Source organism: Xanthomonas arboricola pv. juglandis (assembly GCF_905367715.1).
Lineage (GTDB): Bacteria > Pseudomonadota > Gammaproteobacteria > Xanthomonadales > Xanthomonadaceae > Xanthomonas > Xanthomonas arboricola.
This window is the reverse complement of the sequence record NZ_HG999362.1, coordinates 1,894,787-1,919,242: the sequence shown is the minus strand read 5'-3', so window position 1 is coordinate 1,919,242 and position 24,456 is coordinate 1,894,787. Positions and strand designations below refer to the sequence as shown.

Annotated in this window: 25 protein-coding genes; 13 read left to right on the top strand and 12 right to left on the bottom strand. The window is 65.8% G+C overall.

What is annotated here, in order from left to right; translation table 11 throughout:
- Positions 1-276 precede the first annotated feature (276 nt).
- The 4 genes from KHN93_RS08330 to KHN93_RS08315 all read right to left on the bottom strand — a co-directional run bounded on the left by KHN93_RS08330 (position 277) and on the right by KHN93_RS08315 (position 2,956).
- On the bottom strand, positions 277-1,233 hold the full coding sequence (locus KHN93_RS08330; protein ID WP_212579379.1) for an SAM-dependent methyltransferase: 957 nt from the start codon (positions 1,231-1,233) through the stop codon (positions 277-279).
- A gap of 160 nt (positions 1,234-1,393) precedes the next feature.
- Positions 1,394-1,900: a GNAT family N-acetyltransferase gene (locus tag KHN93_RS08325; protein ID WP_024940677.1), complete on the bottom strand. Its 507-nt coding sequence runs from the start codon at positions 1,898-1,900 to the stop codon at positions 1,394-1,396.
- A gap of 40 nt (positions 1,901-1,940) precedes the next feature.
- Positions 1,941-2,468, bottom strand: coding sequence for an alpha/beta hydrolase (locus tag KHN93_RS08320; RefSeq protein ID WP_039520578.1), 528 nt, complete (start codon positions 2,466-2,468; stop codon positions 1,941-1,943).
- Positions 2,465-2,956: an MOSC domain-containing protein gene (locus KHN93_RS08315; RefSeq protein WP_212579378.1), complete on the bottom strand. Its 492-nt coding sequence runs from the start codon at positions 2,954-2,956 to the stop codon at positions 2,465-2,467. Before KHN93_RS08315 ends, KHN93_RS08320 begins: the two co-directional genes overlap by 4 nt.
- Before the next feature lie 23 nt (positions 2,957-2,979).
- On the opposite strand from KHN93_RS08315, the gene KHN93_RS08310 reads away from it, so the two are divergent.
- Positions 2,980-3,555, top strand: coding sequence for an N-acetylmuramoyl-L-alanine amidase (locus KHN93_RS08310; RefSeq protein WP_212579377.1), 576 nt, complete (start codon positions 2,980-2,982; stop codon positions 3,553-3,555).
- Between the two features lie 53 nt (positions 3,556-3,608).
- Here KHN93_RS08310 and KHN93_RS08305 read toward each other — a convergent pair whose 3' ends face one another.
- The 4 genes from KHN93_RS08305 to KHN93_RS08290 all read right to left on the bottom strand — a co-directional run bounded on the left by KHN93_RS08305 (position 3,609) and on the right by KHN93_RS08290 (position 7,134).
- Positions 3,609-4,562 (bottom strand): DUF1684 domain-containing protein, encoded by a 954-nt coding sequence (locus tag KHN93_RS08305; protein ID WP_167704182.1) that lies wholly within the window; start codon positions 4,560-4,562, stop codon positions 3,609-3,611.
- A gap of 88 nt (positions 4,563-4,650) precedes the next feature.
- Positions 4,651-5,523, bottom strand: coding sequence for a sulfurtransferase (locus tag KHN93_RS08300; protein WP_212579376.1), 873 nt, complete (start codon positions 5,521-5,523; stop codon positions 4,651-4,653).
- Positions 5,520-6,317, bottom strand: coding sequence for a CoA pyrophosphatase (locus KHN93_RS08295; RefSeq protein WP_104594765.1), 798 nt, complete (start codon positions 6,315-6,317; stop codon positions 5,520-5,522). The genes KHN93_RS08300 and KHN93_RS08295 overlap by 4 nt, the downstream gene beginning before the upstream one ends.
- Positions 6,318-6,435: 118 nt before the next feature.
- Entirely contained in the window at positions 6,436-7,134 is a 699-nt protein-coding gene (locus KHN93_RS08290) for an FKBP-type peptidyl-prolyl cis-trans isomerase N-terminal domain-containing protein (RefSeq protein WP_016902469.1), read from the bottom strand.
- Positions 7,135-7,297: 163 nt separating this feature from the next.
- Between KHN93_RS08290 and KHN93_RS08285 the strand changes: the two genes are divergently transcribed.
- From KHN93_RS08285 to nth, 3 genes are read left to right on the top strand one after another with little or no spacing between them, the layout of a single operon-like run.
- Positions 7,298-8,080: an enoyl-CoA hydratase-related protein gene (locus KHN93_RS08285; protein WP_054592283.1), complete on the top strand. Its 783-nt coding sequence runs from the start codon at positions 7,298-7,300 to the stop codon at positions 8,078-8,080.
- A 10-nt stretch (positions 8,081-8,090) separates the two neighbouring features.
- Positions 8,091-8,471: a hypothetical protein gene (locus tag KHN93_RS08280; protein WP_212579375.1), complete on the top strand. Its 381-nt coding sequence runs from the start codon at positions 8,091-8,093 to the stop codon at positions 8,469-8,471.
- Positions 8,468-9,178 (top strand): endonuclease III, encoded by a 711-nt coding sequence (nth, locus tag KHN93_RS08275; RefSeq protein ID WP_115510846.1) that lies wholly within the window; start codon positions 8,468-8,470, stop codon positions 9,176-9,178. The genes KHN93_RS08280 and nth overlap by 4 nt, the downstream gene beginning before the upstream one ends.
- Before the next feature lie 207 nt (positions 9,179-9,385).
- On the opposite strand, the gene KHN93_RS08270 is transcribed toward nth, so the two are convergent.
- The 3 genes from KHN93_RS08270 to KHN93_RS08260 all read right to left on the bottom strand — a co-directional run bounded on the left by KHN93_RS08270 (position 9,386) and on the right by KHN93_RS08260 (position 12,080).
- Positions 9,386-10,954 carry a SulP family inorganic anion transporter gene (locus tag KHN93_RS08270; RefSeq protein WP_039520556.1) on the bottom strand — a complete coding sequence of 523 codons (1,569 nt, stop codon included), beginning with the start codon at positions 10,952-10,954 and terminating at the stop codon, positions 9,386-9,388.
- An 11-nt stretch (positions 10,955-10,965) separates the two neighbouring features.
- Positions 10,966-11,646: a carbonic anhydrase gene (locus KHN93_RS08265; RefSeq protein WP_016902474.1), complete on the bottom strand. Its 681-nt coding sequence runs from the start codon at positions 11,644-11,646 to the stop codon at positions 10,966-10,968.
- 113 nt (positions 11,647-11,759) lie between these two features.
- A complete protein-coding gene (locus tag KHN93_RS08260) occupies positions 11,760-12,080 on the bottom strand; it encodes a hypothetical protein (RefSeq protein ID WP_212579620.1) in 321 nt (106 codons plus the stop codon).
- 336 nt (positions 12,081-12,416) lie between these two features.
- On the opposite strand from KHN93_RS08260, the gene KHN93_RS08255 reads away from it, so the two are divergent.
- The 9 genes from KHN93_RS08255 to rnt all read left to right on the top strand — a co-directional run bounded on the left by KHN93_RS08255 (position 12,417) and on the right by rnt (position 21,112).
- Positions 12,417-13,667 (top strand): OprO/OprP family phosphate-selective porin, encoded by a 1,251-nt coding sequence (locus KHN93_RS08255; RefSeq protein ID WP_039511734.1) that lies wholly within the window; start codon positions 12,417-12,419, stop codon positions 13,665-13,667.
- Between the two features lie 197 nt (positions 13,668-13,864).
- Positions 13,865-14,884 carry a phosphate ABC transporter substrate-binding protein PstS gene (pstS, locus tag KHN93_RS08250; protein WP_039520551.1) on the top strand — a complete coding sequence of 340 codons (1,020 nt, stop codon included), beginning with the start codon at positions 13,865-13,867 and terminating at the stop codon, positions 14,882-14,884.
- A 187-nt stretch (positions 14,885-15,071) separates the two neighbouring features.
- Positions 15,072-16,163, top strand: coding sequence for a phosphate ABC transporter substrate-binding protein PstS (pstS, locus tag KHN93_RS08245; RefSeq protein ID WP_016902478.1), 1,092 nt, complete (start codon positions 15,072-15,074; stop codon positions 16,161-16,163).
- Positions 16,164-16,275: 112 nt separating this feature from the next.
- Positions 16,276-17,250, top strand: a complete 975-nt coding sequence (pstC, locus tag KHN93_RS08240; RefSeq protein ID WP_006450306.1) for a phosphate ABC transporter permease subunit PstC — start codon at positions 16,276-16,278, stop codon at positions 17,248-17,250.
- Positions 17,250-18,113: a phosphate ABC transporter permease PstA gene (gene pstA, locus KHN93_RS08235; protein ID WP_039511726.1), complete on the top strand. Its 864-nt coding sequence runs from the start codon at positions 17,250-17,252 to the stop codon at positions 18,111-18,113. Before pstC ends, pstA begins: the two co-directional genes overlap by 1 nt.
- 22 nt (positions 18,114-18,135) lie before the next feature.
- On the top strand, positions 18,136-18,966 hold the full coding sequence (gene pstB / locus KHN93_RS08230; RefSeq protein ID WP_016902480.1) for a phosphate ABC transporter ATP-binding protein PstB: 831 nt from the start codon (positions 18,136-18,138) through the stop codon (positions 18,964-18,966).
- 128 nt (positions 18,967-19,094) lie between these two features.
- Positions 19,095-19,805, top strand: a complete 711-nt coding sequence (phoU, locus tag KHN93_RS08225) for a phosphate signaling complex protein PhoU (protein ID WP_005994733.1) — start codon at positions 19,095-19,097, stop codon at positions 19,803-19,805.
- Between the two features lie 123 nt (positions 19,806-19,928).
- The gene (locus KHN93_RS08220; RefSeq protein WP_104559149.1) at positions 19,929-20,327 is read left to right on the top strand and encodes an RcnB family protein; all 399 of its coding nucleotides are present in this window, start codon (positions 19,929-19,931) and stop codon (positions 20,325-20,327) included.
- 137 nt (positions 20,328-20,464) lie between these two features.
- On the top strand, positions 20,465-21,112 hold the full coding sequence (rnt, locus tag KHN93_RS08215) for a ribonuclease T (RefSeq protein WP_102252196.1): 648 nt from the start codon (positions 20,465-20,467) through the stop codon (positions 21,110-21,112).
- A 206-nt stretch (positions 21,113-21,318) separates the two neighbouring features.
- Here rnt and KHN93_RS08210 read toward each other — a convergent pair whose 3' ends face one another.
- Complete coding sequence (locus KHN93_RS08210; protein ID WP_104559148.1) at positions 21,319-24,351, bottom strand: ligand-binding sensor domain-containing diguanylate cyclase; 3,033 nt, start codon at positions 24,349-24,351, stop codon at positions 21,319-21,321.
- Between the last annotated feature and the right edge of the window lie 105 nt (positions 24,352-24,456).

Sequence of the window (24,456 nt, the reverse complement as noted above, 5' to 3'; positions counted from 1 at the left end):
GCCTGCGACGCAAGCCAAATTCCGGACACCGCGGCAGGATTGACCGCGTTCAAGCGCAGCATGGTGAGCACCCACCCTTGCAGACATGCTCAAGCTACTGGCGGCCGGCACCCTGCTGGTTGTCAGGCGCCCTCAAAAATAACGCGGCAAGTGCTCGCCGAAGGCCAGTACCCGCAGCCCGCACACTTAACACGCAGCACGAAACTCGCCCGCCAGGCCTACGTCAACCTGCATAGCGGCGCATACGACGCGGCCGATGCCTTCGCCCCCCCCCACTCAGCGGGCCGCAGGTCTCCGGGCGACCACCGTAGGAAAGATGCTGGCGCGATCATCGATGAAGCGGAGATCGGTGAACCCGGCGCTTTCCAGCTGTGCGCGGGTCTGCGCGTGGGTGCGGAACGAGGCCCAACGCGCCTGGACGATCTCGGCGAACACCAGGTTCTGCAGCGTCAGCGCCTCGGGATCGATGTGTTCCAGCTTCCACGGCGACTCGGCAGACAGCGTCGGCGGCGGTGTCAGGAAACTTGCGACCAGCACGCCACCTGGCGCCAGCCTTTGAAAAAATGCGCGATACAGCGCAATCACGCGCACCTCGTCCGGCTCATAGATGTTCAAGCCATTGCTGGTCAGCACATCCAAGTGATCGTCGGCACCAGGCGTCCATGCGTCCTGGAGACGAAGCGAAAGCTGCCCCTCCAGCCCGCGCGCACGTGCGAGGTGCAGCGCCCCTTCCAGCGCCTGCGGGTCCAGGTCGATACCGATCAGGCGCACGTCCGGACATTCCCGGTAGTCCAGCAGCAACAGCTCGCCCATCCATCCGCAGGGCACCGATGCCAGCGTCATGCCTGGCCGCAGCAGCTCCTGCAGCTGCTGCTGGAAGATGCCGAAGCGTTCGCGGGTCGCCAGCACCGCAGGTGCCTCTTCGAAGATATGCCGTTCCATCGCCGACATCGACTCGTTCGGCTGCGCATCGGCGCGATACGTCACCAGCCGATGGGTCCAGTAGGCATTCAACCCGCGATGCCTGAGCAGAAACCGCCCGAACTCGGTGGCCCAGAGCGCATCGACCAGACCGAGCAGACGCTGGACCACCGCATCGGGCCGGTTACCGCTCTGGCGCAGACGCAATGTGAGCGATGCCAGCAACGCAGCATCGTCCTGGTCATCGCTGCCGTGGGAAATCAGCCGGCCCGCCTGCGCGGCCTGGCCCAGGTCTTCGTCATCACGTTGCATCGTCCACCTCGACAGGAGCGCGCCAATCGCAGCGCTCGCCATGCTGCGATCACTCCCGGCGCGACGGTGTCTCTACAGCGATGGAAGATGCGGCCGAGCGAACTGCCACCGCACGCAAGGCCTGGCGTGGATCACGCCAGGCGGTCGCCAGCGGCTGCACTCAACCCAGCCCGAAGGCCGGGTGATAGGCGACATCGGCCAGCGGCAGCAGCCGGTCGCCGAACGCCAGCGCCTGCAGCTCGGACGCTGGGACGCCGGGCAACACCAGCCCCGGCTCCACCGCAAAGCCCAGACGCCGGAAAAACGCCGGCTCGCCCAATGCCAGGCAACCGGCAGCGCCACGCTCGCGCAAGCTGCCCAGCGCCGCCTGCACCAGGCGTGTGCCCAGTCCCTGGCGCTGATGCCCCGGCCCGATCGCCAGCGGCCCCAATGCGTACCAGCCAGGCGAATCGTCCGACAGCGACACCGGCGACACCGCCAGGTGCCCGACCACATACCCGTCGTGGTCGGCCACCAGCGACAGCGCCAGCGCGCCGTCGTTGCGCAAGGCGGCGATCACGTGCTGCTCGTCGTGGCGGCTATGTTCGTCGCGCATGAACGCGACCATCGTCAGCAGTTCGATCGCCGCAGCATCGCCATCGCTGGCTTCGCGAATCAGCACGTTCATCGCAGGCCCCGCAGCACGCACACCTTCAACCGGTTGCGCATCACAGGCTCTGCAACAGTTCGGCGAAGGCGCGCGCCGACGCATCCACATGCGACGCCAGCCGGTGTTCGTCGTCGACCAGCAGCAAGCGCGCATGCCGCGCCTGCGCCCAGGCGATCACCTCACCGGCCGGAATCAATTCATCGCGCCAGGCATGCACGATGGAAATCGGCACGCGCGCCGCATCCAGTGCCGGCAACGGCCCCATCCGGGTCGGCGGCACCATCAGGAACAGCCCGCGCGTGGGCACCTGCAACGACACCTGCGCGGCGATGTACGAGCCCAGGCTGGAACCGACCAGCACCAGCGGGCCCTTGTCGGCCGCCGCCCGCGCGATCTCCAGCAGGCGTTGCAGCCGGCCCTGCACGTCGCCGAGCGAACTGACCTCGCGGCGTGCGTCCAGATCGGTGTAGTCCGGGCGCTCGTGGGTCCAGCCCAGCTGCTCGGCGACATCGGCCAGGGCGGTGACCTTGAGCGCATCCGGGCCGCTTTCGAAGCCGTGCGACAGGATGCAGTGACCGCGGCTCATAACGCCTGCACCGTATCGCCGATGCGCAGCACGCCGCCACGCAGGATGCGCGCGCACAAGCCGCCATGGCCGCGCATTGCGTTGTAGCCGCCCGCGCCAAGTGCGTCTTCCATGCGCGAGCACGGATCGCAGGGGTCGGTGCCTTCCAGCTCGACATCGCCGATGCGGAAGCGCCGCCCCTTCAAGGCGATCAGCGGGATACCGGACACCACCAGATTGCGGCGCAAGGTGGCCGGCGCAATTGCTGTATGACCGGCCAGCGCTGCGATCACCGGCAGATGTTCGGCCTGGATCAGGGTCACGCCACGCTTGCCGCTGCCGCCCTTGTAGCGGTCGCCGACCAGGCCGATGCCGGTGGTGGCCTGCGCCGCGTCCACCGCGATCATGTCCACGTCGCGCGCCGGGCGCACGCCGATCCAGGTCACCTGGCCGGTCTGCGGCAGGGTTGCCATCAATTTGCCCAAAGGGCTGTCGGGATTCAAAGCCATCGTCGAATGCTAGCATCCGCCCCATGTCCGATGCCGTCCTGCCGTCGCCACCGATCACCTACGCGCCGTTGCCCTACGAATCGCGGCTGGCGCGACGCGCGCTCACGCAGATCGACATGGTGGTCATCCATTGCACCGAATTGCCCGACATGGCGATGGCGCGCGAATACGGCGAACGCGTGCTCTACGACAGCGGCACCGGCAACAGCGGGCATTACTACATCGACCGCAACGGCAGCATCCAGCAATACGTTGCGCTGGAGCGCGTCGCGCATCACGTGCGCGGCCACAACCCGCATACGCTGGGCATCGAACTGGTCAACAGTGGCCGTTATCCGCACTGGCTGGACTCGCGCCATCAGTGCATGAGCGAGCCATATCCGCCGGCGCAGATCAATGCGCTGATCACGCTGCTGCAATGGCTGCAACAGCAATTGCCGTCGATACGCCGCATCGCCGGCCACCAGGCACTGGACACCACCCAGGAAGCGGCCAGCGACGACCCGTCGCGCAAGATCCAGCGCAAGCTCGACCCCGGCCCGCTGTTTCCGTGGCCGCAGATCGAAGCGGCGATCAGCTGGTCGCATACGCCGCGCTAGCAGCGGTGCCCACGGCACCATCGGCCCCGCATGTCCCTTAGCTGGTGCAGCACTCAGCGATCTGCGGCGCGGTAGGTCTTCTCGCCTGCATTCACCGCCAGATCCAGGCGATTTTCCGGCGATGCGATCGGGCAAACCACATGCGGCGTCAGCGCGCAGGGCGGATTTTCGGCCAGATTGAAGTCGAGCACGAGCCGGCCATCGTGGGGCGGCGCGGTGTAGAGATAACGCGCGCCGCCATAACTTTCCTTGCCGCTGGTGCGATCGGCGAACAGGAAGAACAGGCCCTGCCCGTCGTCGCTGACGATCGGCTGCAAGCGGTATTGCTGGCCATTGCGTGAGAACACCGCCTCGCCCGGCACCTCGACGGTGAGCGGTGTGCCGATCGACGTCAGCAATGTGGTCGTGCGCGGGGTGGGATACGCCTGCCAGCGCGCCTGGATGCGCCAGTGCGGATCGGTCGGAAAATATTCCAGCCCGGCGAAATGGCTCAGCAACGGCGCTGACGGGTCGCGGAAACGCCAGCCGAACAAGCTGCCGGTCTGCACCAGATAGAACTGCCGCCCTTCCACATCCAGGCGATCGCCCCGCTGCCCTGCGCGCTCCGGCTCCAGGCGGACGCGATCGACGCGCTGCCCGTTCAAGTACACCGGTACATTGGCGGCGGCGTCGAAGTGCACGCGGCCGTCGCCATCCAGCGTCAGCTGCCCCAGTTGCGCAGGACCGGCCGGCAATACCAGATCGCTGCGCGGATCGCTGCCCACCTGGTAACGGCCTGCACGCACACGCCCGGAGCCGGTGTAGCTCAGCCAACCGTCGGGCGCACGCAAGCGCTGCAAGCGCTCGGCGCGTGCACGTTCGAGTTCGACCTGATACACCGCATGGCGGTCGCTCTGTCCGCGACCGGCAATGCGCGCACCGTTGGCGTCGGCGGTCGACCCCGCCGAACAGGCAGCCATCGACAGCATCGCGACGCACAGCGCGCCGACCTGCAACTGCAACCGCATGAGTCACCCAGCACTGCGAGAAACTGCGCTCCGCGCAGCGAACCTGCGTCCCCACAGGTCACCGTTCCTGCCGCCATTGTGCCTGCAATCAGGGGCCGGTCGCGACCGGGCGTGTCGCATCCTGCAACCAACCGCTCCAGGAGCCGGCGTAAACACGCGCGCCCGACAAGCCGGCCACTTCCAGCGCCAGCAGCAGATGGCAGGCGGTCACGCCCGAGCCGCACATCACCACTGCCTGCTCAGGACGATACGCGCCCAGCAGCGCTGACAACTCGCTGCGCAGTTCCTCGGCCGGCTTGAAACGACCATCGCGCAGGCTCACACCCAGCGGACGACTCACCGCGCCGGGCACATGCCCGGCCACCGGATCGACCGGCTCCACCTCGCCGCGAAACCGCTCGGCGGCGCGCGCATCCAGCAACCAGCCCGGCGCCTGATCCAGCTGCGCCAGGATCTGCCCGGCCTCGACCACGGCATCGCCATCGAAGCTGCCCGGGTACGCCGCGCCATCGTGCAGTGCCGGCGGCTCTGTGCTTTCCGGCAACCCCGCCGCGCGCCAGGCGGCCAGCCCGCCATCGAGCACCGCCACGCGGCGATGCCCCAGCAACCGCAGCATCCACCATGCCCGCGCCGCGGCCATGCTGCCGTCGGCGGCGTCGTAGATCACCACCTGGCTGTCGGGGTCGATCCCCCACTCGCCCAGCCGCCTGGCAAATGCCGCGCTGGCCGGCAGCGGATGCCGCCCTTGCGCCGGCTGCGACAGATCGGCCAAATCCTCGTCGAGATCGGCGTAGTGCGCGCCTGGCAGATGCCCCTGTGCATAGGCCTTGCGCGCTGCATCCGGGTCGGGCGCAGTCGGTGGCGCAGCGCGCGCGTCCAGCAGTCGCAACTGCGGATGCGGCAATGCCGCGGCCAGCGTGGCGCTGTCGACCAGCGTGGTCCAGTGGGGTTCCGCAATCATGCAACCTGCTCCAGACGACGACGAAGATTGAGAAGAATGGCCGCGGTGGCGCCCCAGATGCGGTGGCCGGGCCAGTCGTATTCCAGCACGCGGCGTGGCCGGCCGCGAAACTCCAGCTCCACGCTGCGCAGATTGTCGGGGTCCATCAGATAGGCCAACGGCACCTCGAACACCTCGGCCACTTCATCCGGCTGCGGCACCGCCACAAACGCCGGGTCGATCACCGCCACCACCGGGATGACGCGAAACCCGCTCACGGTCAGAAACGGATCCAGATATCCCAGCGCATGCACCTGGCCGGCACCGAGCGCGATTTCCTCGCAGCTCTCGCGCAAGGCCGCAGCGGCCGCATCCGCATCCGACGGCTCGACCCGGCCACCGGGAAAACTGACCTGTCCGGCATGGTGACGCAGGCTGTCGGTGCGCCGGGTCAGCAGCACCATGGTGCCCTGCGCGCGCGGCACCAGACCGCACAGCACCGCGGCCTCCGCAGACGCGCCGCCTTCGGTCAGGTCGATCAATTCGGCATGATTCCAGCCCGGCCCGTCGGGAGCGGTGTCCAGCGCATACAACGCACGCTGCAGCTGCGCGCATTCGGGCAGCCGCGCCGCCAACGCGCGCGCGGGCAGAACCGTGTGCAGATATTCCTGACGTTCGCCGTCGCTCATGCTCATCCAGCGTGCAATTTCATCCAGGCTGCGCAGGCAGCCGACACAGTGCGCCTGCGCGTCCAACGAACATACACCGATACACGGGCTGGGCAGGCCAGTGCGGTTCGAATCCGTGTCGCTCATCGCTGGCTCCCGCCGCACCGCATCCTCACGCCGTCCGTCCATCCTGTCGCGCATTCGGTGGACCCAAACGACAACGCCGGCCTGGTGGCCGGCGTTGTCACAGCAACAGCAAACGCAATTACTTGACGCTGACCAGCTTGATCTCGAACTGCACGGCCACGTTCGGCGGGAACGGGGTACGCGGGTCGGCACCGTAGGCCTTCTCCGGCGGCAGGGTCACTTCCCACTTCGAGCCGGCCGGCATCTGCAGCAGCGTGTCGCGCATGGCCTGCATTTCGACTTCGCTGACCTTGATGGCCGGGATCTGCTGCGCCGGACGCGCCTTCTCGCGGTCGCCGAACGGGAACGGACCGGCCACTTCCAGCTGCACAGTGCTGGCCTGGGTCGGCTTGGCGCCCTTGCCGGCTTCGATCACGCGGTACTGCACGCCGCTCGGCAGCGTCTGCACGCCAGCGGTGCCCTTGTTCTTGGCCAGGAACTGGTCGCTCTTGGTCTTGTTGGCCGCAGCGGCCTTGTCGTATTCGGCCTTGGCCTGCTGGGCACGGCCCTGCTCACGCTTCTGGAACGCTTCGACAGCCGGCTTCAGCTGGTCGGCGGTGATCGCCGGCTGCTTCTTGGCATAGGCGTCCTGCAGACCCTTTACCACCGAGTTGATGTCGAGCTGCTCGCCGCGGCCGGTGAGCTCGGCAAGGTTGTTGCCGTAGTCATAGCCGAAGTAGTAGCTCAACTTGCCCTTCTCGGACGTCGTGTCCTGGGCCAGTGCATTGCCCGTCAGGGCCAGGGCCGCCACAGCGACCGCGATAGAACGCAACTTCATCAAACAATTCTCCAGGGTGATGGCACAGGACGGGTCTGCCGCCTGAGATGACGCGCTAGGATAGCGGCCGCGATAGCGAACCGCTACTTATCACGAAAGCTATGACCAGCAAGGCTTTCGGAAGTTCCGTATTTACTAATTTTTTACGTTCGTAAGGATTTCCATGTCCAATCACGTCATTCTGATCGCCGACCACGCCAGTGTACGGACGATCACGGTCAATCGACCGGACAAACTGAACGCCTTGAACCAGGAAACGCTGCAGGCGCTGGATCACGCCTTCGCCGAAGCTGCGAGCGCGGACGACATCCGCGTGGTGATACTGACCGGCGCAGGCCCCAAGGCGTTTGTCGCCGGCGCGGACATCGCCGAAATGCGCGATCTGTCGGCGATGCAGGGCCGCGAGTTCTCGCTGCTCGGCCAGCAGCTGATGCGCCGGATCGAGCGCATGCCCAAGCCGGTGATCGCCATGGTCAATGGCTTTGCACTTGGCGGCGGGCTGGAGCTGGCAATGGCCTGCCATCTGCGCATCGCCGCATCCAGCGCGCGCCTGGGGCAGCCGGAAATCAATCTCGGCCTGATCCCCGGCTTCGGCGGCACGCAACGGCTGTTGCGTCTGACCGGGCGAGCGGCAGCGCTGGAACTGTGCCTGCTCGGCCTGCCGATCGATGCCGCGCGCGCGTTCCAGTTGGGTCTGGTCAATCGCGTGGTCGAGCCGGAGGCACTGCAGGATGAAACCCTCGCCCTGGCACAACGCCTGGCCGCCGCCGCACCGCTCGCGCTGCGCGGCATCCTGGATGCGGTGGTGTTCGGTGGCGAATGCGCCATCGAAGAAGGCCTGCAGCTGGAAACCGCGCAATTTGCGCTGTTGTTCGCTAGCGACGACATGCGCGAAGGCACCGGCGCCTTTCTCGAAAAACGCCCCGCGCACTTTCTCAATCGCTGATCGGCCTGCCATGACGTTCGACCTCACACCGGCACCACGTCCACTGGCCCTGCAGCTGTTCGACTGCGTCCACGCCGACGATCTCGATCGTGCGTTGGCACTGGGCCTGATGGAGTACCGGCCCGATCCACGCGACGACCTGCTGGATCCGGCCTGCCCGCAGCTGAGCGCGGTGCTGCTGGCCGCACAACAACGGCTGCGCGATGCCTGGGCCGCACGCGACCGCTACCGTGCACGCGCCGCGCGCCTGCAACGTCGCGCCGCCGAACGCGATGCACGCCGGACGCCGGCACCGGCGCCCAGCCAACCGGCGGCCGCCGCATTACCGCCGCTGGCTGCAGCCATCCTGGCGCGCGCCAAGGCCAAGGCCGCTGGTGGAGCACAGCCATGAACACAATCCACGTCACCGCGCCGGCACGGCGCGGCAGCAACATGCGCAAGCCCGAAATACAGGAGATGTTTGCGCGCCTGCGCGAGCTCAATCCGCACCCGACCACCGAGCTGGAATACACCACGCCGTTCGAGTTGCTGATCGCAGTGCTGCTGTCGGCACAAGCCACCGATGTCGGCGTCAACAAGGCCACCCGCAAGCTGTATCCGGTGGCCAATACCCCGCGCGACATTCTCGATCTGGGCGAAGAAGGCCTGAAGCGCTACATCGCCACGATTGGCCTATTCAACGCCAAGGCCAAGAACGTTATCGCCACCTGCAGGATCCTGCTGGAGCAATACGGCGGCGAGGTGCCGCACGATCGCGCTGCACTGGAGGCCTTACCCGGCGTCGGCCGCAAGACCGCCAACGTCGTGCTCAACACCGCGTTCGGCGAGCCCACAATGGCGGTGGACACGCATATCTTCCGCGTCGCCAACCGCACCGGTCTTGCGCCGGGCAAGGACGTGCGCGCGGTCGAGGACAACCTGGTCAAGGTCATTCCTGCCGAATTCCTGCACGACGCACACCACTGGCTCATCCTGCACGGCCGCTACGTCTGCAAGGCACGCAAACCCGATTGCCCAGGCTGCGTGATCCACGACCTATGCCGCTACCGCGACAAGACCCCCGCACCCGCCGAAAAGCCGACAACGCCAAAAGGCTAACCAGCCGTCACGGCAACCAACCCGCAAAACCAACGCCAAGCAATCACGCCGGCAAAGCCTGCGTGTGCTTTTACGAATCCCAAATCCCGACTCCCCAATCCCCGCCCCAAAAAAAATCGCGACCGGGATGATGCGTCTTGCGGCGCCATGCATCACCCGGTCACGATAGATGTCACCCGGCGCGAGCGCCGGGCGTCTGCAGCAGGTCTACGCCGCCTTGGCTTGCTCCACGCGCTGTTCGACCAGCGCGCTTTCCACCGTCGGCTGGCCTTCCACGCGTCGATCCAGCTCGTTCCAGTCCACCACCAGCTCGCAGCCGCGCGAGGCCGCATTCCGGCTCCAGTCGCGCAGCAACTCGATGCAGGCGTGGTCGACGTGATGCAGCTTGGCCACGTCCAGATGCAGTGCGGTGTTCGGCGGTACGCTTTCCAGCGTACGCGCCATCGCCGGCACCTTCAGGAAGGTCGCCGAACCCTGCAGGGTCAGATGCATCTCGTCCTTCTTGTGCTCGTGCTCACGCACGTCCACCTTCAGGCGCGAAGAATGCAGGGCCAGACGGAACAACGACAGGCCGAAGCCGATCAGCACGCCGGTCAGCAGGTCGGTCGCCACGATCGCGAAGGTGGTCGCCAGGTAGATCGCCGCGGTGCCGCGACCATAGGTCGCCAGTTCCTTGACCTGCCCGATCTTGATCATCTTCACGCCGGTGTAGACCAGAATGCCGGCCAGACACGCCACCGGCGTCATCCGCAACAGCCACGGCAGCAGCATCGCGAACACCAGCAACCAGCCGCCATGCAGCACCGTGGACATGCGCGTGGCCGCACCGGCCTGCACATTGGCCGCGCTACGCACGATCACGCCGGTCATCGGCAATGCGCCCAGGAAGCCGCACAGCATATTGCCCACGCCCTGCGCCGCCAGCTCACGGTCGTACTGCGTACGCGCGCCCTGATGCATGCGATCCACCGCCGCCGCCGACAGCAAGGTCTCTGCGCTGGCGATGAAGGCAAAGGTCACCGCCGACACCAGCAAGGTCGCATTGAACACGCCGAAGATGTCCGCCACGCTGGGGATGCTGATCGCCGAGAACAGATTTGTCGGCACGTCGACCTTGTTGACGTTCAGGCCCTGCAACTGCACCGTCGCCGTGACCACCACCACCGCGATCAACGCACCCGGCAGAAAGCGCAGACGCTGCGGACGCAGCTTGTCCCAGGCCAGGATGATGCCGATGGTGGCCAGGCCCACGAACAACGCGGTGCGGCCGGTCCCTTCGGTGATCGCCTGCCACACCACGGCCGGCAATGCAGCGAAGTTTTCCAAACCGCGCGCCTTGGGAGCGGCGTCCATCAGCACATGCGCCTGCGAGGCCACGATCAGGATGCCGATGCCCGACAACATGCCGGCCACCACGGCCGGCGACGTCATCCGGAACCACACGCCTGCGCGGCACAGACCAGCGATCAACTGAATCGCACCGGCCAGCAGGATCACCGGACCGAGGGCGGCAATGCCGTGCTCACGAACCAGTTCGAACACCAACACAGCCAGGCCGGCGGCCGGTCCGCTCACCTGCAGAGGAGAGCCCGCCAGGAAGCCGACGACCAGCCCACCGATGATGCCGGTGATCAGGCCTGCGGCCGGCGGCATGCCGGAAGCGATCGCAATGCCCATACACAACGGGAGCGCGACGAGGAAGACCACGACAGACGACAACAAATCACGTCCGAACAGTCCCTGGCGGAAATATCCGCCGATACCTGATGTGTTCATGATGTGCTCCGTCAGGCGAGTTCAGCGCGCACGACTTGCTGCAGTCGCGGACGTGGGGTGGCTTCGGGGGTGTTGTCCGCCAACAACGGACGGAAGCCACCCTTCTCGGCATCGAAGGCGCGGATCTCGCCATGGGCGATGTCATAGATCCAGCCATGGATGCGCAAGGTACCGGCCGCCAGACGCGCGGCGACCACCGGCTGCGTACGCAGATGGTCCAGCTGCGAGACCACGTTCTCTTCGGTCATGCAGCTCAGCGCTTCCTGGCTGTGCGGATCGTGTCCGTGATGGGCAGTGACGTGACGCGCTGCATCGGTGTGCTTGAGCCAGGCCGCCACGGACGGCACGTCTTCCAGCGATTCCGGCTTGAGCACCGCCTTCATTGCGCCGCAGTCGGTATGACCGCAGATCACGATATGCCGCACGCCCAGCACGGCGATGGCGTATTCGATCGCCGCAACCACGCCGCTGACATGCTGGGAGTAAGGCGGCACCACATTGCCGATATTGCGATAGACGAACAATTCGCCCGGCTGTGCGGAGAAGATCAGCTCCGGCATGACACGCGAATCGGCGCAGGTGATGAACAACGTATGCGGACTCTGGCCACCGGCCAATTCCTGAAAGCGCGCACTCTGGCGCGGATACACTTCCTTACGGAAATGACGAAAACCTTCTAGCAAACTTTCCATGGGAGATACCTCTAGGCAACGAATGGCCATCCGCGGCGCAAACCGCGAAGTGCAAAGACGAACAAATCAAAGGAAGCCGGTGCGCTGCACCGGTTGACGCGACTAACGAAGGATCAGGCGCGCACTGCGTTAGGAGGACGCAGTTGCGGGATCAGGTCGCGTTTTTGAGTTGCCGGCGCGTAATGCGCGTACCAGGAGGGGAAATAACGTGCGACCACCGGCCATGCCTGGGAGAGCAAGGGGATATCGTCTGCAGAATGGGTATCGACCTGGGTCTGTGCGTCCCCATCGCCCTGCACATCATCGGCTGCGTCACGTTCTTCGCCAGCATCCGCCATTACCGCCACGCCGTCGCCCACAAGCGCATCGTGGATGCGGCTGTGCGCATCGGCCGCCGACCACGCAGTAAGCGCGAGCAGGCAGACCAACAGCAATTGGAGGAATCGAGGAAACATGGCCTCGAAACTAACAATTTAGAACGCGCCTGTGCAAGTGGTGCGACGCACAAAGCGCTTGATAGGCCACAGTTCCACCTGGTTGGTTCAGGTCGCAATAAGCTTGAGCTCGCTGAAACGGTGAACCGCGCCACTGTCACATCTGTCATACGACGCGGACCGTTCAGACTCATGACACACACTGACAAAAAACAAACACGCGTAAATCTTTGTCTTTGTTGAAAAAAATCAGATTGCAACGCGATCTGAAGTTGTCACATTAACGCAACTTTCACGCCATAGCCTGCGCTCACTTTCTCAGGTCGCAAGGCACATATGAAACTTTCTCCCACCCTGCTTGGCTCCGCCCTGCTGCTGGCGCTGGCCGCACCCGCCGCGCACGCCGAAATCGCCATCGACGTGATCGGCGGCTCGGAGATGTCGCTCGAAGGCCTGGTCCAGGCCGACGGCAACTGGTTCCACAACGATGTGCAGGACCTCAATGGCCCGATCGGTGCCAATGGCGACAATTCCGAGTTCAGCATCCGCCGTGCCGAGCTGGTGCTCAAGGGCAAGGGCCCGGGCAATTTCGAATGGGTGGCCGGTTACGACCCGAGCGTGCTGAAGGAAGTCACCATCCGCGGCACCACCATCCGCAGCACCGGGCGTTTCCTCGACAACAACATCAAGTACAAGTTCGCCGGCAACGCCAACAACTACCTGCAGGTCGGCCAGTTCAAGCAGCCCAACAGCCTGGAAGAGCTGTCCAGCACCAAGAACAACGACTTCGTCTCCAAGGCCGCAGTGACCAACACCTACGGCATCTCGCGCCGGCTGGGCGTGGCCTACGGCATGGGCGACAACGACTGGAGCATCACCGCCAGTGCGTTCGGCCGCGAACTGACCCGCAACCAGGCACACGGCAGCGGCTACGGCGCGCGCGGCACCTGGGCGCCGATCAACGAGAGCGGCAACGTGCTGCACTTCGGCCTGAGCTACCTGGGTTACGACACCGACGACGACACCCTGCGCCTGCGCGCACGCCCGGACGCCGACCTGACCACGGTGCGCCTGATCGACAGCGGCGCCATCACCAACGTGGACAGCGTGGGTGTGGCCGGAGCCGAGGCGATGTGGATCACCGGCCCGTTCAAGCTGCAGAGCGAGTTCTTCCAGGAAAACGCCAAGCGCATCGGCAACAACGCCAACGATTACAAGAGTGACGGCTGGTACGTCAGCGGCGTCTGGAACATCACCGGCGAGACCTGGGGCTACAAGGCCGGCGTGCCGACCACCCCGCTGCCGAACGCGCCGGCCTCGGGGATGTGGCAGCTGGCGGTGCGCTACGACACCCTGGACCTCAACGACGGCCACCTGGTCTCCAACGGCACCACGCCGTTCGTGGACGGCGTGCTGGGCGGCAAGATGGACGTGTGGACGGTCGGTGCCAACTGGTACTGGCGCTCCAACTTCAAGTTCGCACTCGACTACGCGAAGGTGGAAAGCACCCGTTACAACAGCGCCACGCGTGGCCTGGTCGACGACAACCCGTCGATCATCGAGGCACGTGCGCAGTTCTACTGGTAAGTGCGCGCTGGATCGGCCGCCGTGCTGCGCTCCCGTGAGCGCGCCACGGCGGCAACCATCGTGATCCGACCCGGCAACGCGCCCCGCCGCAACGCCGTCATCTGCATGTCATCTCCCGGACACCGCGCGGTCATGCCCCTGCCCTGCAATGGCACGACCGCGGGACGTCCTCATCCCTTCGCTACAGGAGCTGTTCCGTGATCCACTCTCTGAAGACCCGTCTGGCCGTCGGCGTGCTCACCGCCTCGCTGGCCTTGTGCGCCCAGGCCGCCGATGTCACCGGCGCCGGTGCGTCGTTCATCTACCCGGTGATGTCCAAGTGGTCGGCCGACTACAACGCGGCCACCAAGAAGCAGGTCAACTATCAATCGATCGGTTCGGGCGGCGGCATTGCCCAGATCAAGGCAGCCAGCGTGGATTTCGGCTCGTCCGATGCGCCGCTCAAGCCGGAAGAACTGGCCGCGGCCGGCCTGGCGCAATTCCCGTCGGTGATCGGCGGCGTGGTGCCGGTGGTCAACGTGCCCGGCGTGGCGGCAGGCGCGCTGAAGCTGGACGGCAAGACCCTGGGCGACATCTTCCTGGGCAAGGTCAGCACCTGGAACGACCCGGCGATCGCCGCGCTCAACCCGGGCGTGAAGCTGCCCGACGGCAAGATCACCGTGGTGCATCGCTCCGACGGTTCGGGCACCAGCTTCAACTTCACCAACTACCTGTCAAAGGTCAACCCGGACTGGAAGGGCAAGGTCGGCGAAGGCACCGCGGTGCAGTGGCCGACCGGCATCGGCGGCAAGGGCAACGAAGGCGTGGCCGCGTACGTGAAGCAGATCAAGGGCGGCATCGGCTACGTCGAGCTGTCGTATGCGCTGCAGAACAAGATGGCCTACACCGCGATGAAGAACGCCGCCGGCAAGTTCGTGCAGCCGTCCGACGAGACCTTTGCCGCCGCCGCCAACAGCGCCGACTGGGGCAACAGCAAGGACTTCTACCTGGTGATGACCAACGCCTCCGGCGACAACGCCTGGCCGATCACTGCCACCAACTTCATCCTGGTGCAGAAGAAGCCCAAGAACGCGGCCGGCCTCAAGAACACGCTGGAGTTCTTCCGCTGGGTCTACAGCAAGGGCGATGCGCAGGCCAAGCAGCTGGACTACGTGCCGCTGCCGGACAGCCTGGTAACCCAGATCGAAGGCTACTGGGCCAAGAACCTGCCCAAGTAACGCCAGCCACAGCGACAGGAACGACGCCGTCTCTCTCCCCGGCGTCGGCACCGGGACGCGGCCCCCACGGGGTCGCGTCTTTTTTGTGATGCCTTCGCCAAAAGGCACTGTCATGCACGTGTAACAAAAACATCATTTCATAGCGTGGTCTGCCGGGTCCCCCGGCCAACCCAGCCTCGGAGCTTCCATGAAACTGCAGTCGGCCAGCCTGACCGCCCTGTCCCTCACCATCGCCCTCGCCCTGGCCGCTTGCTCGCCCGGCAAGGATGCGCAGTCTGGCGACACCGCCAAGGGTGCCACCGCCGCAGGTGCCACCGCTGGCGACAGCAAGAGTGCCGAGATCTCCGGCGCCGGTGCCTCCTTCATCTATCCGCTGGTCTCCAAGTGGTCGGCCGACTACAACGCCGCCACCGGCAACAAGGTGAACTACCAGTCGATCGGCTCCGGCGGCGGTATCGCGCAGATCAAGGCCGGCACGGTGGACTTCGGTTCGACCGACAAGCCGCTGGACAGCGCCGAACTGCAGCAGGCCGGCCTGGGCCAGTTCCCGTCGGCGATCGGCGGCGTGGTGCCGGTGGTGAACCTGGAAGGCATCGCACCGGGCAAGCTGCGCCTGACCGGCGCGCTGCTGGGCGACATCTTCCTGGGCAAGGTCACGATGTGGAACGACGCGGCGATCGTCGCGGCCAATCCGGGCGTAACCCTGCCGGCGACCAAGATCAACCTGGTGCATCGCTCCGACGGTTCGGGCACCACCTTCAACTTCTCCAACTACCTGTCCAAGGTCAGCCCGGAGTGGAAGAGCAAGGTCGGCGAAGGCACCTCGGTGCAGTGGCCGGGTGGCGTCGGCGGCAAGGGCAACGAAGGCGTGGCCTCGTACGTGCAGCAGATCAAGGGTTCGATCGGTTATGTCGAACTGGCCTACGCCCTGCAGAACAAGATGCCCTACGCCTCGCTGCAGAATGCGGCAGGCCAGTGGGTGGAGCCGAATGCGGAAAGCTTCGCCGCCGCTGCCGCCAGCGCCGACTGGGCCAACGCCAAGGATTTCAACCTGGTGATCACCAACGCACCGGGCGAGAAGGCCTGGCCGATCACCGCGACCAACTTCATGCTGATGCACAAGCAGCCCAAGGATGCGGCGCGCAGCAAGGCGACGCTGGACTTCTTCAAGTGGGCGCTGGACAACGGCCAGGCCCAGGCCAGCGAACTGCATTACGTGCCGCTGCCGCCGGAACTGGTCAAGCAGATCCAGGCCTACTGGGCCAGCGAGTTCAAGTGATGCCCTGCACCCGCTGTCATGGCGGGCTGCGCTGCGGTGAGGTGCCTGCGGGCGCCTCGCCGTTCCTGCTGTCTCACGCTCCCGCCAGTGCGCGGGTGACGAGTCCAATCGAATGAATGCCACCGCCATTCCCGAAGCGATGACCGCCCCGCGCGGCCGCGACCTGCGCGATGCACGTGCCGATCGCCTGTTCAAGCTTGCGCTGGCCGCCACGGTCGTCTTCGTCCTGTTGGCGCTCGGCAGCGCCGCGCTGTCGATGCTGTGGGGCGGACGCCATGCCTTGCAGATGCAGGGCCTGAGCTTTTTCTATTCCGCCGACTGGAATCCGGTGGAAAACAAATACGGCGCGCTGGCGCCGATCTACGGCACCCTGGTCACCGCATTGATTGCGATGGTGATTGCGGTGCCGGTGAGCTTCGGTATCGCGTTCTTCCTCACCGAGGTGGCGCCGCGCTGGCTGCGCGGCCCGGTCGGCACCGCCATCGAACTGCTGGCCGGCATCCCGTCGATCATCTACGGCATGTGGGGCCTGTTCGTGTTGGTGCCGGTGATGACCGAGCACGTGACGCCCTGGCTCAACGATCACCTGGGCACGCTGCCGTTGATCGGCCCGTTGTTCCAGGGCCCGCCGTTGGGAATCGGGTTGCTGACCGCAGGCTTCGTGCTGGCGATCATGGTGATTCCGTTCATCTCCTCGGTGATGCGCGAGGTGTTCCTGACCGTGCCGACGCGCCTGAAGGAATCGGCGTACGCGCTGGGGTCGACCAAGTGGGAAGTCAGCTGGGACATCGTGCTGCCCTACACCCGCTCTGCGGTGATCGGCGGCGTGTTCCTGGGCCTGGGCCGTGCGCTGGGCGAAACCATGGCAGTGGCGTTCGTGGTCGGCAACACGGTGCGGCTGTCGCCGTCGCTGCTGGAGCCCGGTACCACCATCGCCGCGCTGATCGCCAATGACTTCGGCGAGGCCACCGAAACCTATCGCTCGGCATTGCTGCTGCTGGGCTTTGTCTTGTTCATCGTGACCTTTATCGTGCTGGCGATTGCGCGCTTCATGCTGATGCAGCTGTCGCGTCGGGAGGGCAACTGATGTCCTCGGTCTCGCAATCGTTGTACAACCGCCGCCGCGTGACCAACGCGATCGCACTGTTGCTGTCCTGCGTCACCGCGGTATTCGGCCTGTTCTTCCTGGCCTGGATCCTGTGGACCTTGTTGTCCAAGGGCGTGCCGGGCATCGACGTCAACCTGTTTACCAAGATGACACCGCCGCCGATGCAGGAAGGCGGCCTGCTCAATGCCTTCTTCGGCAGTGCGGTGATGTGCGGCCTGGCGCTGGCGATCGGCACGCCACTGGGCATTGCCGCCGGCACCTGGCTGGCCGAATACGGCAATGCACGCAAGGCCGGGTTGGTGGTGCGCTTCGTCAACGACATCTTGTTGTCGGCACCGTCGATCGTGCTGGGGTTGTTCGTCTACACGCTGTACGTGATGCAGACCGGCGGGCGCTTCTCCGCGTTTGCCGGCGCGCTGTCGCTGGCCTTCATCGTGCTGCCGGTGGTGGTGCGCACCACCGATGAAATGCTGCGCCTGGTGCCGGCGCAGATGCGCGAAGCGGCGTTGTCGCTGGGCATCCCGCAGTGGAAGGTCACCGTGCAGGTGCTGTATCGCGCCGCCTCGGCCGGCATCCTCACCGGCATCCTGCTGGCCCTGGCCCGCATCAGCGGCGAGACCGCACCGTTGCTGTTCACCGCCTTCGGCAATCAGTACTGGAACAGCAACGTGTTCCAGCCGATGGCCAGCGTGCCGGTGATCATGAATCAGTTCGCCGGCAGCCCCTACGAGACCTGGCAGACCCTGGCCTGGTCCGGCGCGCTGGTGCTGACCGTGTTCGTGCTGCTGGTGAGCCTGGGCGCGCGCGCCCTGCTATTGCGCAACAAGATTTCCAATGACTGACCTCTCCCTCCGGACACCCGACATGAACGATCTCCAAAACGCCATGCCGATGCATCGCATCGCCGTTCCGGCCGCCAAGGGAGCACCGGCCGCGCAGGCGCCGGTGAAAGTGGCCGCACGCAATCTGGATTTCTATTACGACAAGTACCACGCGCTCAAGGGCATCAACATCGAGATTCCGGAAAAGCGCGTCACTGCGCTGATCGGGCCATCGGGTTGCGGCAAGTCGACCCTGCTGCGCATCTTCAACCGCATCTATGCGCTGTATCCGAAGATGGAAGCGCGCGGCGAAGTGCTGCTGGACAACGAAAACATCCTGTCGCCGAAGTACCCGATGAACCGGCTGCGCAGCAAGGTCGGCATGGTGTTCCAGAAGCCGGTGCCGTTTCCGATGACGATCTTCGAAAACGTCGCCTACGGCATCCGCCACCACGAAAAACTGTCCAAGGCCGACATGCAGAACCGTGTCGAGCAGGCGCTGCGCCAGGGCGCGCTGTGGGACGAGGTCAAGGACAAGCTGGGGCAAAGCGCGCTGGGCCTGTCCGGCGGCCAGCAGCAGCGGCTGTGCATCGCACGCGCGGTGGCGCTGCGCCCGGACGTGTTGCTGCTGGACGAACCGACCTCGGCGCTGGATCCGATTTCCACCAGCCGTATCGAGCAACTGGTGGAAGAACTCAAGCGCGAATACACCATCGTGATCGTGACCCACAACATGCAGCAGGCGGCGCGCGTCTCCGACTACACCGCCTTCATGTACCTGGGCGACCTGATCGAGCATGACCGCACCGAAACGATTTTCTCCCAGCCGTCCAAGCAGCAGACCGAGGACTACATCACCGGCCGTTTCGGTTGATGTAAGGCGGGCCATCGCAACGCCGCATTGACGCAGCTCCGCCTCACTGCCCGGCACGACATTTGCATCACTCGCGATGTCGCCAGGGTTACGGCGGACATCCACCACCGCCACGAATCGAGATCACGATGAACCAGCACCTCAACGACCATATCGTCAAAAGCTACGACGAGGAGCAGCACCGTCTTGTCGCCGAGATCGTGCGCATGGGCGACACGGCGGTGGCGCAGCTGGAAGCCGCACTGGATGTGGTGGAGCGTCGCGACGACAACGCCGCGCATCGCATCGTGGTCAACGACGAGGCGATCGATGCGCTGGAGCATGCGATCAGCCACGACGTGATGCGGCTGGCGTTGCGTGGGCCGATGGCGCGCGACCTGCGCGAGATCCTGGCCGGCCTGCGCATTCCGGCCGATATCGAACGCATCGGCGATTACGCGGCCAATGTCGCCAAGCGCTCGATCGCGCTCAATTCCGCACCGCCGCTGCCGCAGACGGTGGGACTGCGTGCGCTCGGCCAGATGGCCGCCGATGCCGTGCGCGAAGCGGTGCAGGCGTACCGCAACAAGGATGCCGATGCGGCCATCCGCGTACGCGATGAAGATGCACGCCTGGATGCGCAATACACCGCGCTGTTCCGCGAGCTGCTGACCTACATGATGGAAGACCCGCGCAACATCACTCCGTGCACGCACCTGCTGTTCATGGCCAAGAACCTGGAGCGCATTGGCGACCACGCCACTAACATCGCCGAGAACGTGTGGTTCCTGGTCCACGGCGAACAGCCGCTGCCCCCGCGCCTGAAGCGCGACGACACCAGCACTACCGGCGTCATCTGATCGTCAATGTGTGCCGGCGGCATTTGCCGGCACAGGCCGCAACGCCTTATTTCATTACGTATTCAGCTCCAAATGCCTACGGTGAACTCGCACAGGCTGTTCCTGTGACGCAGGAGTAGGCAGATGAAACGCATCATCGGATCCCTCATGGTTGTGTCGCTGTTGACGTCCGGCGCAGCGTTCGCCACGCCGCAACAGCATGACGACCGCGACCGCGGCGAGCAGCACCACGACGCGCGTGGTCCGGATCGCCGCGACGATCATCGCGACGGCAGACACGATGACAAGCGTGACCACCGCCCCAGCGCGCACAACGACGACCACCGCAACGATCGTCGCGGCCCGCCGTATCGGCGTGGCGAGCGCCTGGCACCGGACCACCGCGGCATACGGGTGACCGACTACCGCAAGCATCACTTGAACACGCCGCAGCGCGGGCACGAGTGGCGCCGCGTGGACAACAACTACGTGCTGATTGCGGTGGCCACCGGGCTGATCGCAAGCGTGGTCGCCGCCCGCTGACGCCAGCGGTGTAGCACAGCTTCCGGGCCCGATCCGTGGCAACACGGGTCGGGCTTTTGTTTGCCGGATCGCCGCTCAGTACACGCGGGCAGGCCCCCAGCTGCCACGATCGGGCCGGCCGTGCGACCTGCTAGGCTATGCCGATGAACGAACCGGTCGACCTGCAGCCTGCCCCCTCCTTCCTGCCCATGTCGCGGCGCTTCCGCGGCTACCTGCCCGTGGTGGTGGATGTGGAAACGGGAGGATTCGACTGGAACAAGCACGCCCTGCTGGAAATTGCCTGCGTGCCGATCGAAATGGATGCCGACGGGCGGTTTTTCCCCGGCGACACCGCCAGTGCCCATCTGGTGCCGGCGCCAGGACTGGAGATCGACCCGAAGTCGCTGGAGATCACCGGCATCGTGCTCGACCACCCGTTCCGCTTCGCCAAGCAGGAAAAGGACGCGCTGGACCATGTGTTCGCACCGGTGCGTGCGGCAGTGAAGAAATACGGCTGCCAGCGCGCGATCCTGGTGGGGCATAACGCGCATTTCGACCTGAACTTCCTCAACGCCGCGGTTGCGCGTGTGGGCCACAAACGCAATCCGTTCCATCCATTCAGCGTATTCGACACCGTCACCCTGGCCGGCGTGGCGTACGGGCAGACCGTGCTGGCGCGCGCGGCACAAGCCGCAGGCCTGGAGTGGAATGCTGCCGATGCGCATAGCGCGGTCTACGACACCGAGCAGACCGCGCGACTGTTCTGCACGATCGCCAATGCCTGGCCGGGGCCTGGCGCGGGCTGATCGAGCCGGGAATCGGGAATCGGGATTGGGGAATCGTTAAAGCAGCGGGGCTCCCTGCTTGAGACATCAGCAGTTGGCGGCGCCACTGCGTGTGCCCTTACCCTCCTCCGTTCTTCGGGCACCTTCTCCCGCAGGAGAAGGAAAGCGCTAGGCACCTTGGCTCTGCGATTCTCGATTCTCGATTCCCGACTCCCCAATCCCAGCACCTAACCCACACAGATGCGATCGCGCCCCGCGCTCTTGGCCTGGTACAGCGCCTGGTCGGCGCGCTGCATCAGCGATGAGCCGGTGTCGTCGTCGCGCAACTTGGCCACGCCGGCACTGAAGGTCACCTGCAGGCCTTCCACGCCGCCCCAGCCGTGGCGCGCGTGAAACAGCTCGCGGATGCGCTGGCACAGCGCCTGCGCATCCTCCAGCGTCGTGTCGGCCAGCAGCAGTGCGAACTCTTCGCCGCCCAGGCGTGCCGGCAGGTCCGACGCGCGCGCGGCGGCGGTCAGCAGCACGCCGACTTCGTGCAGCACCGCATCGCCACTGGCATGCGAATAGTGGTCGTTGATGCGCTTGAAATGATCGATATCCAGAATCGCCAGCACCAGCGGGCGCGCGCTGCGGCGGGCGCGGCTGATGTCGCGCGCCAGCGCCTCGTCGAAATGCCGGCGATTGGGCAGCCCGGTCAGGGCGTCCTCGTGCGCCTGGCGCTCGAACACATCCGACTTGATGCGCAGCCGCGTCAGCAACTCGCTCTTTTCCTGGTTGGCCTGCAGCAAGCGCTGTGCCTGCAGTTGCAGATCTTCGGTGCGTTTGCGCACCAGCTCGGCCAGGCGCGCGTTATGGGTCTTGTAGCGGCGCAACAGGAATCGGTACACCAGCGCCAGCAATAAAATCGCACCCAGTACTGCGGCAAGACGCACGTCCTGGCGCTGCCACCACAGCGGCAGCACCTCGAACGCCCACACCGCCTCGTGCGGACTCCAGGCACCGCCCGGGTGACGGGCCGCCACATGCAAACGGTAGCGCCCCGGCGGCAGGCCGATGAATTCCACGCTGCGTTGCCGGCCACGCTCGGTCCAGTCGTTGTCCAAGCCTTCCAGCCGCGTGCGGTATTCGATCCGCTCCGGCAGCAGAAAACTCATGCCGACGTAGGACACATTCAGGCGATGCCCGCCCGGCAGGCGTGCCTGCTGCCGCCATGTCAGCGGACGTGCGTCCTGCTGCACGCTCTCGATCACCGCAGGCGGCGCGCGCCGCTCGCGAAAGCGCTGCAGGCGCGCCGGGTCGACCGTGCTCACGCCGCCGGCGGTGACCACCCAGATCGAACCATCGGCACGCGCGATCATGCTCGGCCCGGAGCTGCCGTTGGCCTGCGCGTTGCCCATGCCGTCGATCTCGCCATAGCGTTCGATGACCAGCCGGCCGCGTCCATCGGCAACCGCGTTGAGCTGCGTGAGTTGCGTGCGCAACACGCCGCGATTGCTGCTGATCCAGGCATTGCCGAACCGGTCGCCGACCAGCTGGAACACCGTATCGACCGGCATGCCCTGCTCCAGCCCCACGCGTGCGAGCCTGCCGTTGCGCACCCGGTACAGGCCGCGATCGGTCGAGATCCAGACAGCGTCACCGATGCGCTGAAAACCGAACACGCTCCGCGCGCCGCCCAGCGCTTCCAGATTCAATTGCTGCAGTTTTCCCTCGCGCAGTACCGCCGCGCCGTCGACCGAGCCGATCCACAGCGCACCATCGATGCTGGCCAGCGCGGTCACCACGCCATCGGGCAGGCCGTCGACGGCCAGGGGCACCCGCTTGCCGTTCACCAGCTTCACCACGCCGCGCTGCGTGGCCAGCCACACCACGCCGGAGTCGTCGATCACGATGGCGCGGATATGCCCGCTGGGAATGCCCTCGGCGTCGCCGTAATGCCGCAGCAGGCGTCCGTCGCGCAGCACGAAGACGCCATCGGCATAGGTGCCCACCCAAAGATCGCCGTGCCGATCCAGCGCCAGGCTGAGCACCGAGAGCTTGCGCCCGGATGGCGTGGCCACCGCCACCGGCACGATGCGTCCGTCCGGCAGCATGCGATCCAGGCCGGCAGTGCTGGCGATCCACAGGCTGCCGTCGCGGTCTTCCAGCACCGCGCGGGCGTAGTCGCCGCTCAGCCCATCGCGTTGGCTATAACTGCTGAACAGGGTTTCGCGCAGCCGAAACAGCCCGCCGTTGGCGCCGACCCAGATGCTGCCTTCGGCATCCTCGCGCAGGCTGACGATGCGCCCGGTCGGCAGGCTGCGACCAGCCGGCAGATGCTCCACTCCATGACTGCCGATGCGCAGCAGCCCCTGATTTTCGCTGCCCAGCCACAGGTCGCCATGGTGGTCCTGCAGCATCGCGGTGAAATGGCCCTGCCCAGGCACCCGCCGCACCAGCTCCGCAGTCTCGCCCCGCAGCCGATACAGCTGCTCGCCGGCGACAACCCACAGGGTGCCGTCCGGCGCGCGGTATGGCCACGCCAGCCCCGGCGGCAGGCCGAACGCGGCCGGAGCGCGATGCATGCGCCCGTCCGGTTCGCGATAGATCAGGCCATCCAGCGTGCCGATCAGCAGCCGGCCCTGGTCGTCGAACGCCATGCGCGGAAAGCTGCTCTGCAGCGGCACCCCATCGCGCGGCGGAAAATACTCGAAGCGCCCATTCGGCCACAGGCAGCCCAGCCCGTGGCCCTCGAACAGCAGCCACATGCGGCCGTGCGCATCCATGGTCATTGCATGGATCAGCGCCTGCGGCCACTGTCCCTGCCGCTGCCAGTGCCGCCACTGTCCGTCGCTGCCGTGCCGCACCAGATTGCCGCGCGCATCGCTGAGCCACAGCGCCCCGTCGTGGTCGACGTACAAGGCGCCGACGCCATTGTCGGGCAGGCCGGGACGCGTGCTGCGGTCGATGATCCCGAATTCCAGGCCGTTGTAACGCACCAGGCCTTCCCAGGTGGCGAACCACAGGTAGCCATTGCGGGTCTGGGCGATATCGCGCAAGGAGTTGTGCGGCAGGCCGTTACGCGAGCTCCAGCTGTCGATCGCGTAGTCGCGCAGTGGTGCCGTGCCGGCCGGTGCAGCCAGTGCCGCGAGCGAGCACAGCGCCAGCAGCATGCAGACAACGGCACCGAGCCAGCGCTGCGGCCGCTTGTCTCCCCGTGCCGACGCCTTGGCATCGCATCCGTTCTCGCCCGTCGACCAGGCCCCCGCCCCATCTCTCATCAGACATAACACGCCGTTCGCTGGCGATATGGTAGGCAAAAACGGGCACGCGCGCCGGTCAATCGTCGTACGCCTTGGTCAACGTCATGCGCGGCGGGCCACCTG

Excerpts from the sequence above, each read along its gene's own strand:
- nth (WP_115510846.1), top strand. The coding sequence starts at position 8,468 with ATGAACACAATCCACGTCACCGCGCCGGCACGGCGCGGCAGCAACATG.
- KHN93_RS08300 (WP_212579376.1), bottom strand. The coding sequence starts at position 5,523 with ATGATTGCGGAACCCCACTGGACCACGCTGGTCGACAGCGCCACGCTG.
- KHN93_RS08285 (WP_054592283.1), top strand. The coding sequence starts at position 7,298 with ATGTCCAATCACGTCATTCTGATCGCCGACCACGCCAGTGTACGGACG.
- KHN93_RS08310 (WP_212579377.1), top strand. The coding sequence starts at position 2,980 with ATGTCCGATGCCGTCCTGCCGTCGCCACCGATCACCTACGCGCCGTTG.
- KHN93_RS08305 (WP_167704182.1), bottom strand. The coding sequence starts at position 4,562 with ATGCGGTTGCAGTTGCAGGTCGGCGCGCTGTGCGTCGCGATGCTGTCG.
- KHN93_RS08265 (WP_016902474.1), bottom strand. The coding sequence starts at position 11,646 with ATGGAAAGTTTGCTAGAAGGTTTTCGTCATTTCCGTAAGGAAGTGTAT.
- pstS (WP_016902478.1), top strand. The coding sequence starts at position 15,072 with ATGAAACTGCAGTCGGCCAGCCTGACCGCCCTGTCCCTCACCATCGCC.
- KHN93_RS08325 (WP_024940677.1), bottom strand. The coding sequence starts at position 1,900 with ATGAACGTGCTGATTCGCGAAGCCAGCGATGGCGATGCTGCGGCGATC.
- KHN93_RS08320 (WP_039520578.1), bottom strand. The coding sequence starts at position 2,468 with ATGAGCCGCGGTCACTGCATCCTGTCGCACGGCTTCGAAAGCGGCCCG.
- KHN93_RS08315 (WP_212579378.1), bottom strand. The coding sequence starts at position 2,956 with ATGGCTTTGAATCCCGACAGCCCTTTGGGCAAATTGATGGCAACCCTG.
- KHN93_RS08220 (WP_104559149.1), top strand. The coding sequence starts at position 19,929 with ATGAAACGCATCATCGGATCCCTCATGGTTGTGTCGCTGTTGACGTCC.
- KHN93_RS08295 (WP_104594765.1), bottom strand. The coding sequence starts at position 6,317 with ATGAGCGACACGGATTCGAACCGCACTGGCCTGCCCAGCCCGTGTATC.
- KHN93_RS08280 (WP_212579375.1), top strand. The coding sequence starts at position 8,091 with ATGACGTTCGACCTCACACCGGCACCACGTCCACTGGCCCTGCAGCTG.
- KHN93_RS08210 (WP_104559148.1), bottom strand. The coding sequence starts at position 24,351 with ATGAGAGATGGGGCGGGGGCCTGGTCGACGGGCGAGAACGGATGCGAT.
- KHN93_RS08270 (WP_039520556.1), bottom strand. The coding sequence starts at position 10,954 with ATGAACACATCAGGTATCGGCGGATATTTCCGCCAGGGACTGTTCGGA.
- pstB (WP_016902480.1), top strand. The coding sequence starts at position 18,136 with ATGAACGATCTCCAAAACGCCATGCCGATGCATCGCATCGCCGTTCCG.
- pstA (WP_039511726.1), top strand. The coding sequence starts at position 17,250 with ATGTCCTCGGTCTCGCAATCGTTGTACAACCGCCGCCGCGTGACCAAC.
- KHN93_RS08290 (WP_016902469.1), bottom strand. The coding sequence starts at position 7,134 with ATGAAGTTGCGTTCTATCGCGGTCGCTGTGGCGGCCCTGGCCCTGACG.
- rnt (WP_102252196.1), top strand. The coding sequence starts at position 20,465 with ATGCCGATGAACGAACCGGTCGACCTGCAGCCTGCCCCCTCCTTCCTG.
- KHN93_RS08255 (WP_039511734.1), top strand. The coding sequence starts at position 12,417 with ATGAAACTTTCTCCCACCCTGCTTGGCTCCGCCCTGCTGCTGGCGCTG.
- phoU (WP_005994733.1), top strand. The coding sequence starts at position 19,095 with ATGAACCAGCACCTCAACGACCATATCGTCAAAAGCTACGACGAGGAG.
- KHN93_RS08330 (WP_212579379.1), bottom strand. The coding sequence starts at position 1,233 with ATGCAACGTGATGACGAAGACCTGGGCCAGGCCGCGCAGGCGGGCCGG.
- pstC (WP_006450306.1), top strand. The coding sequence starts at position 16,276 with ATGAATGCCACCGCCATTCCCGAAGCGATGACCGCCCCGCGCGGCCGC.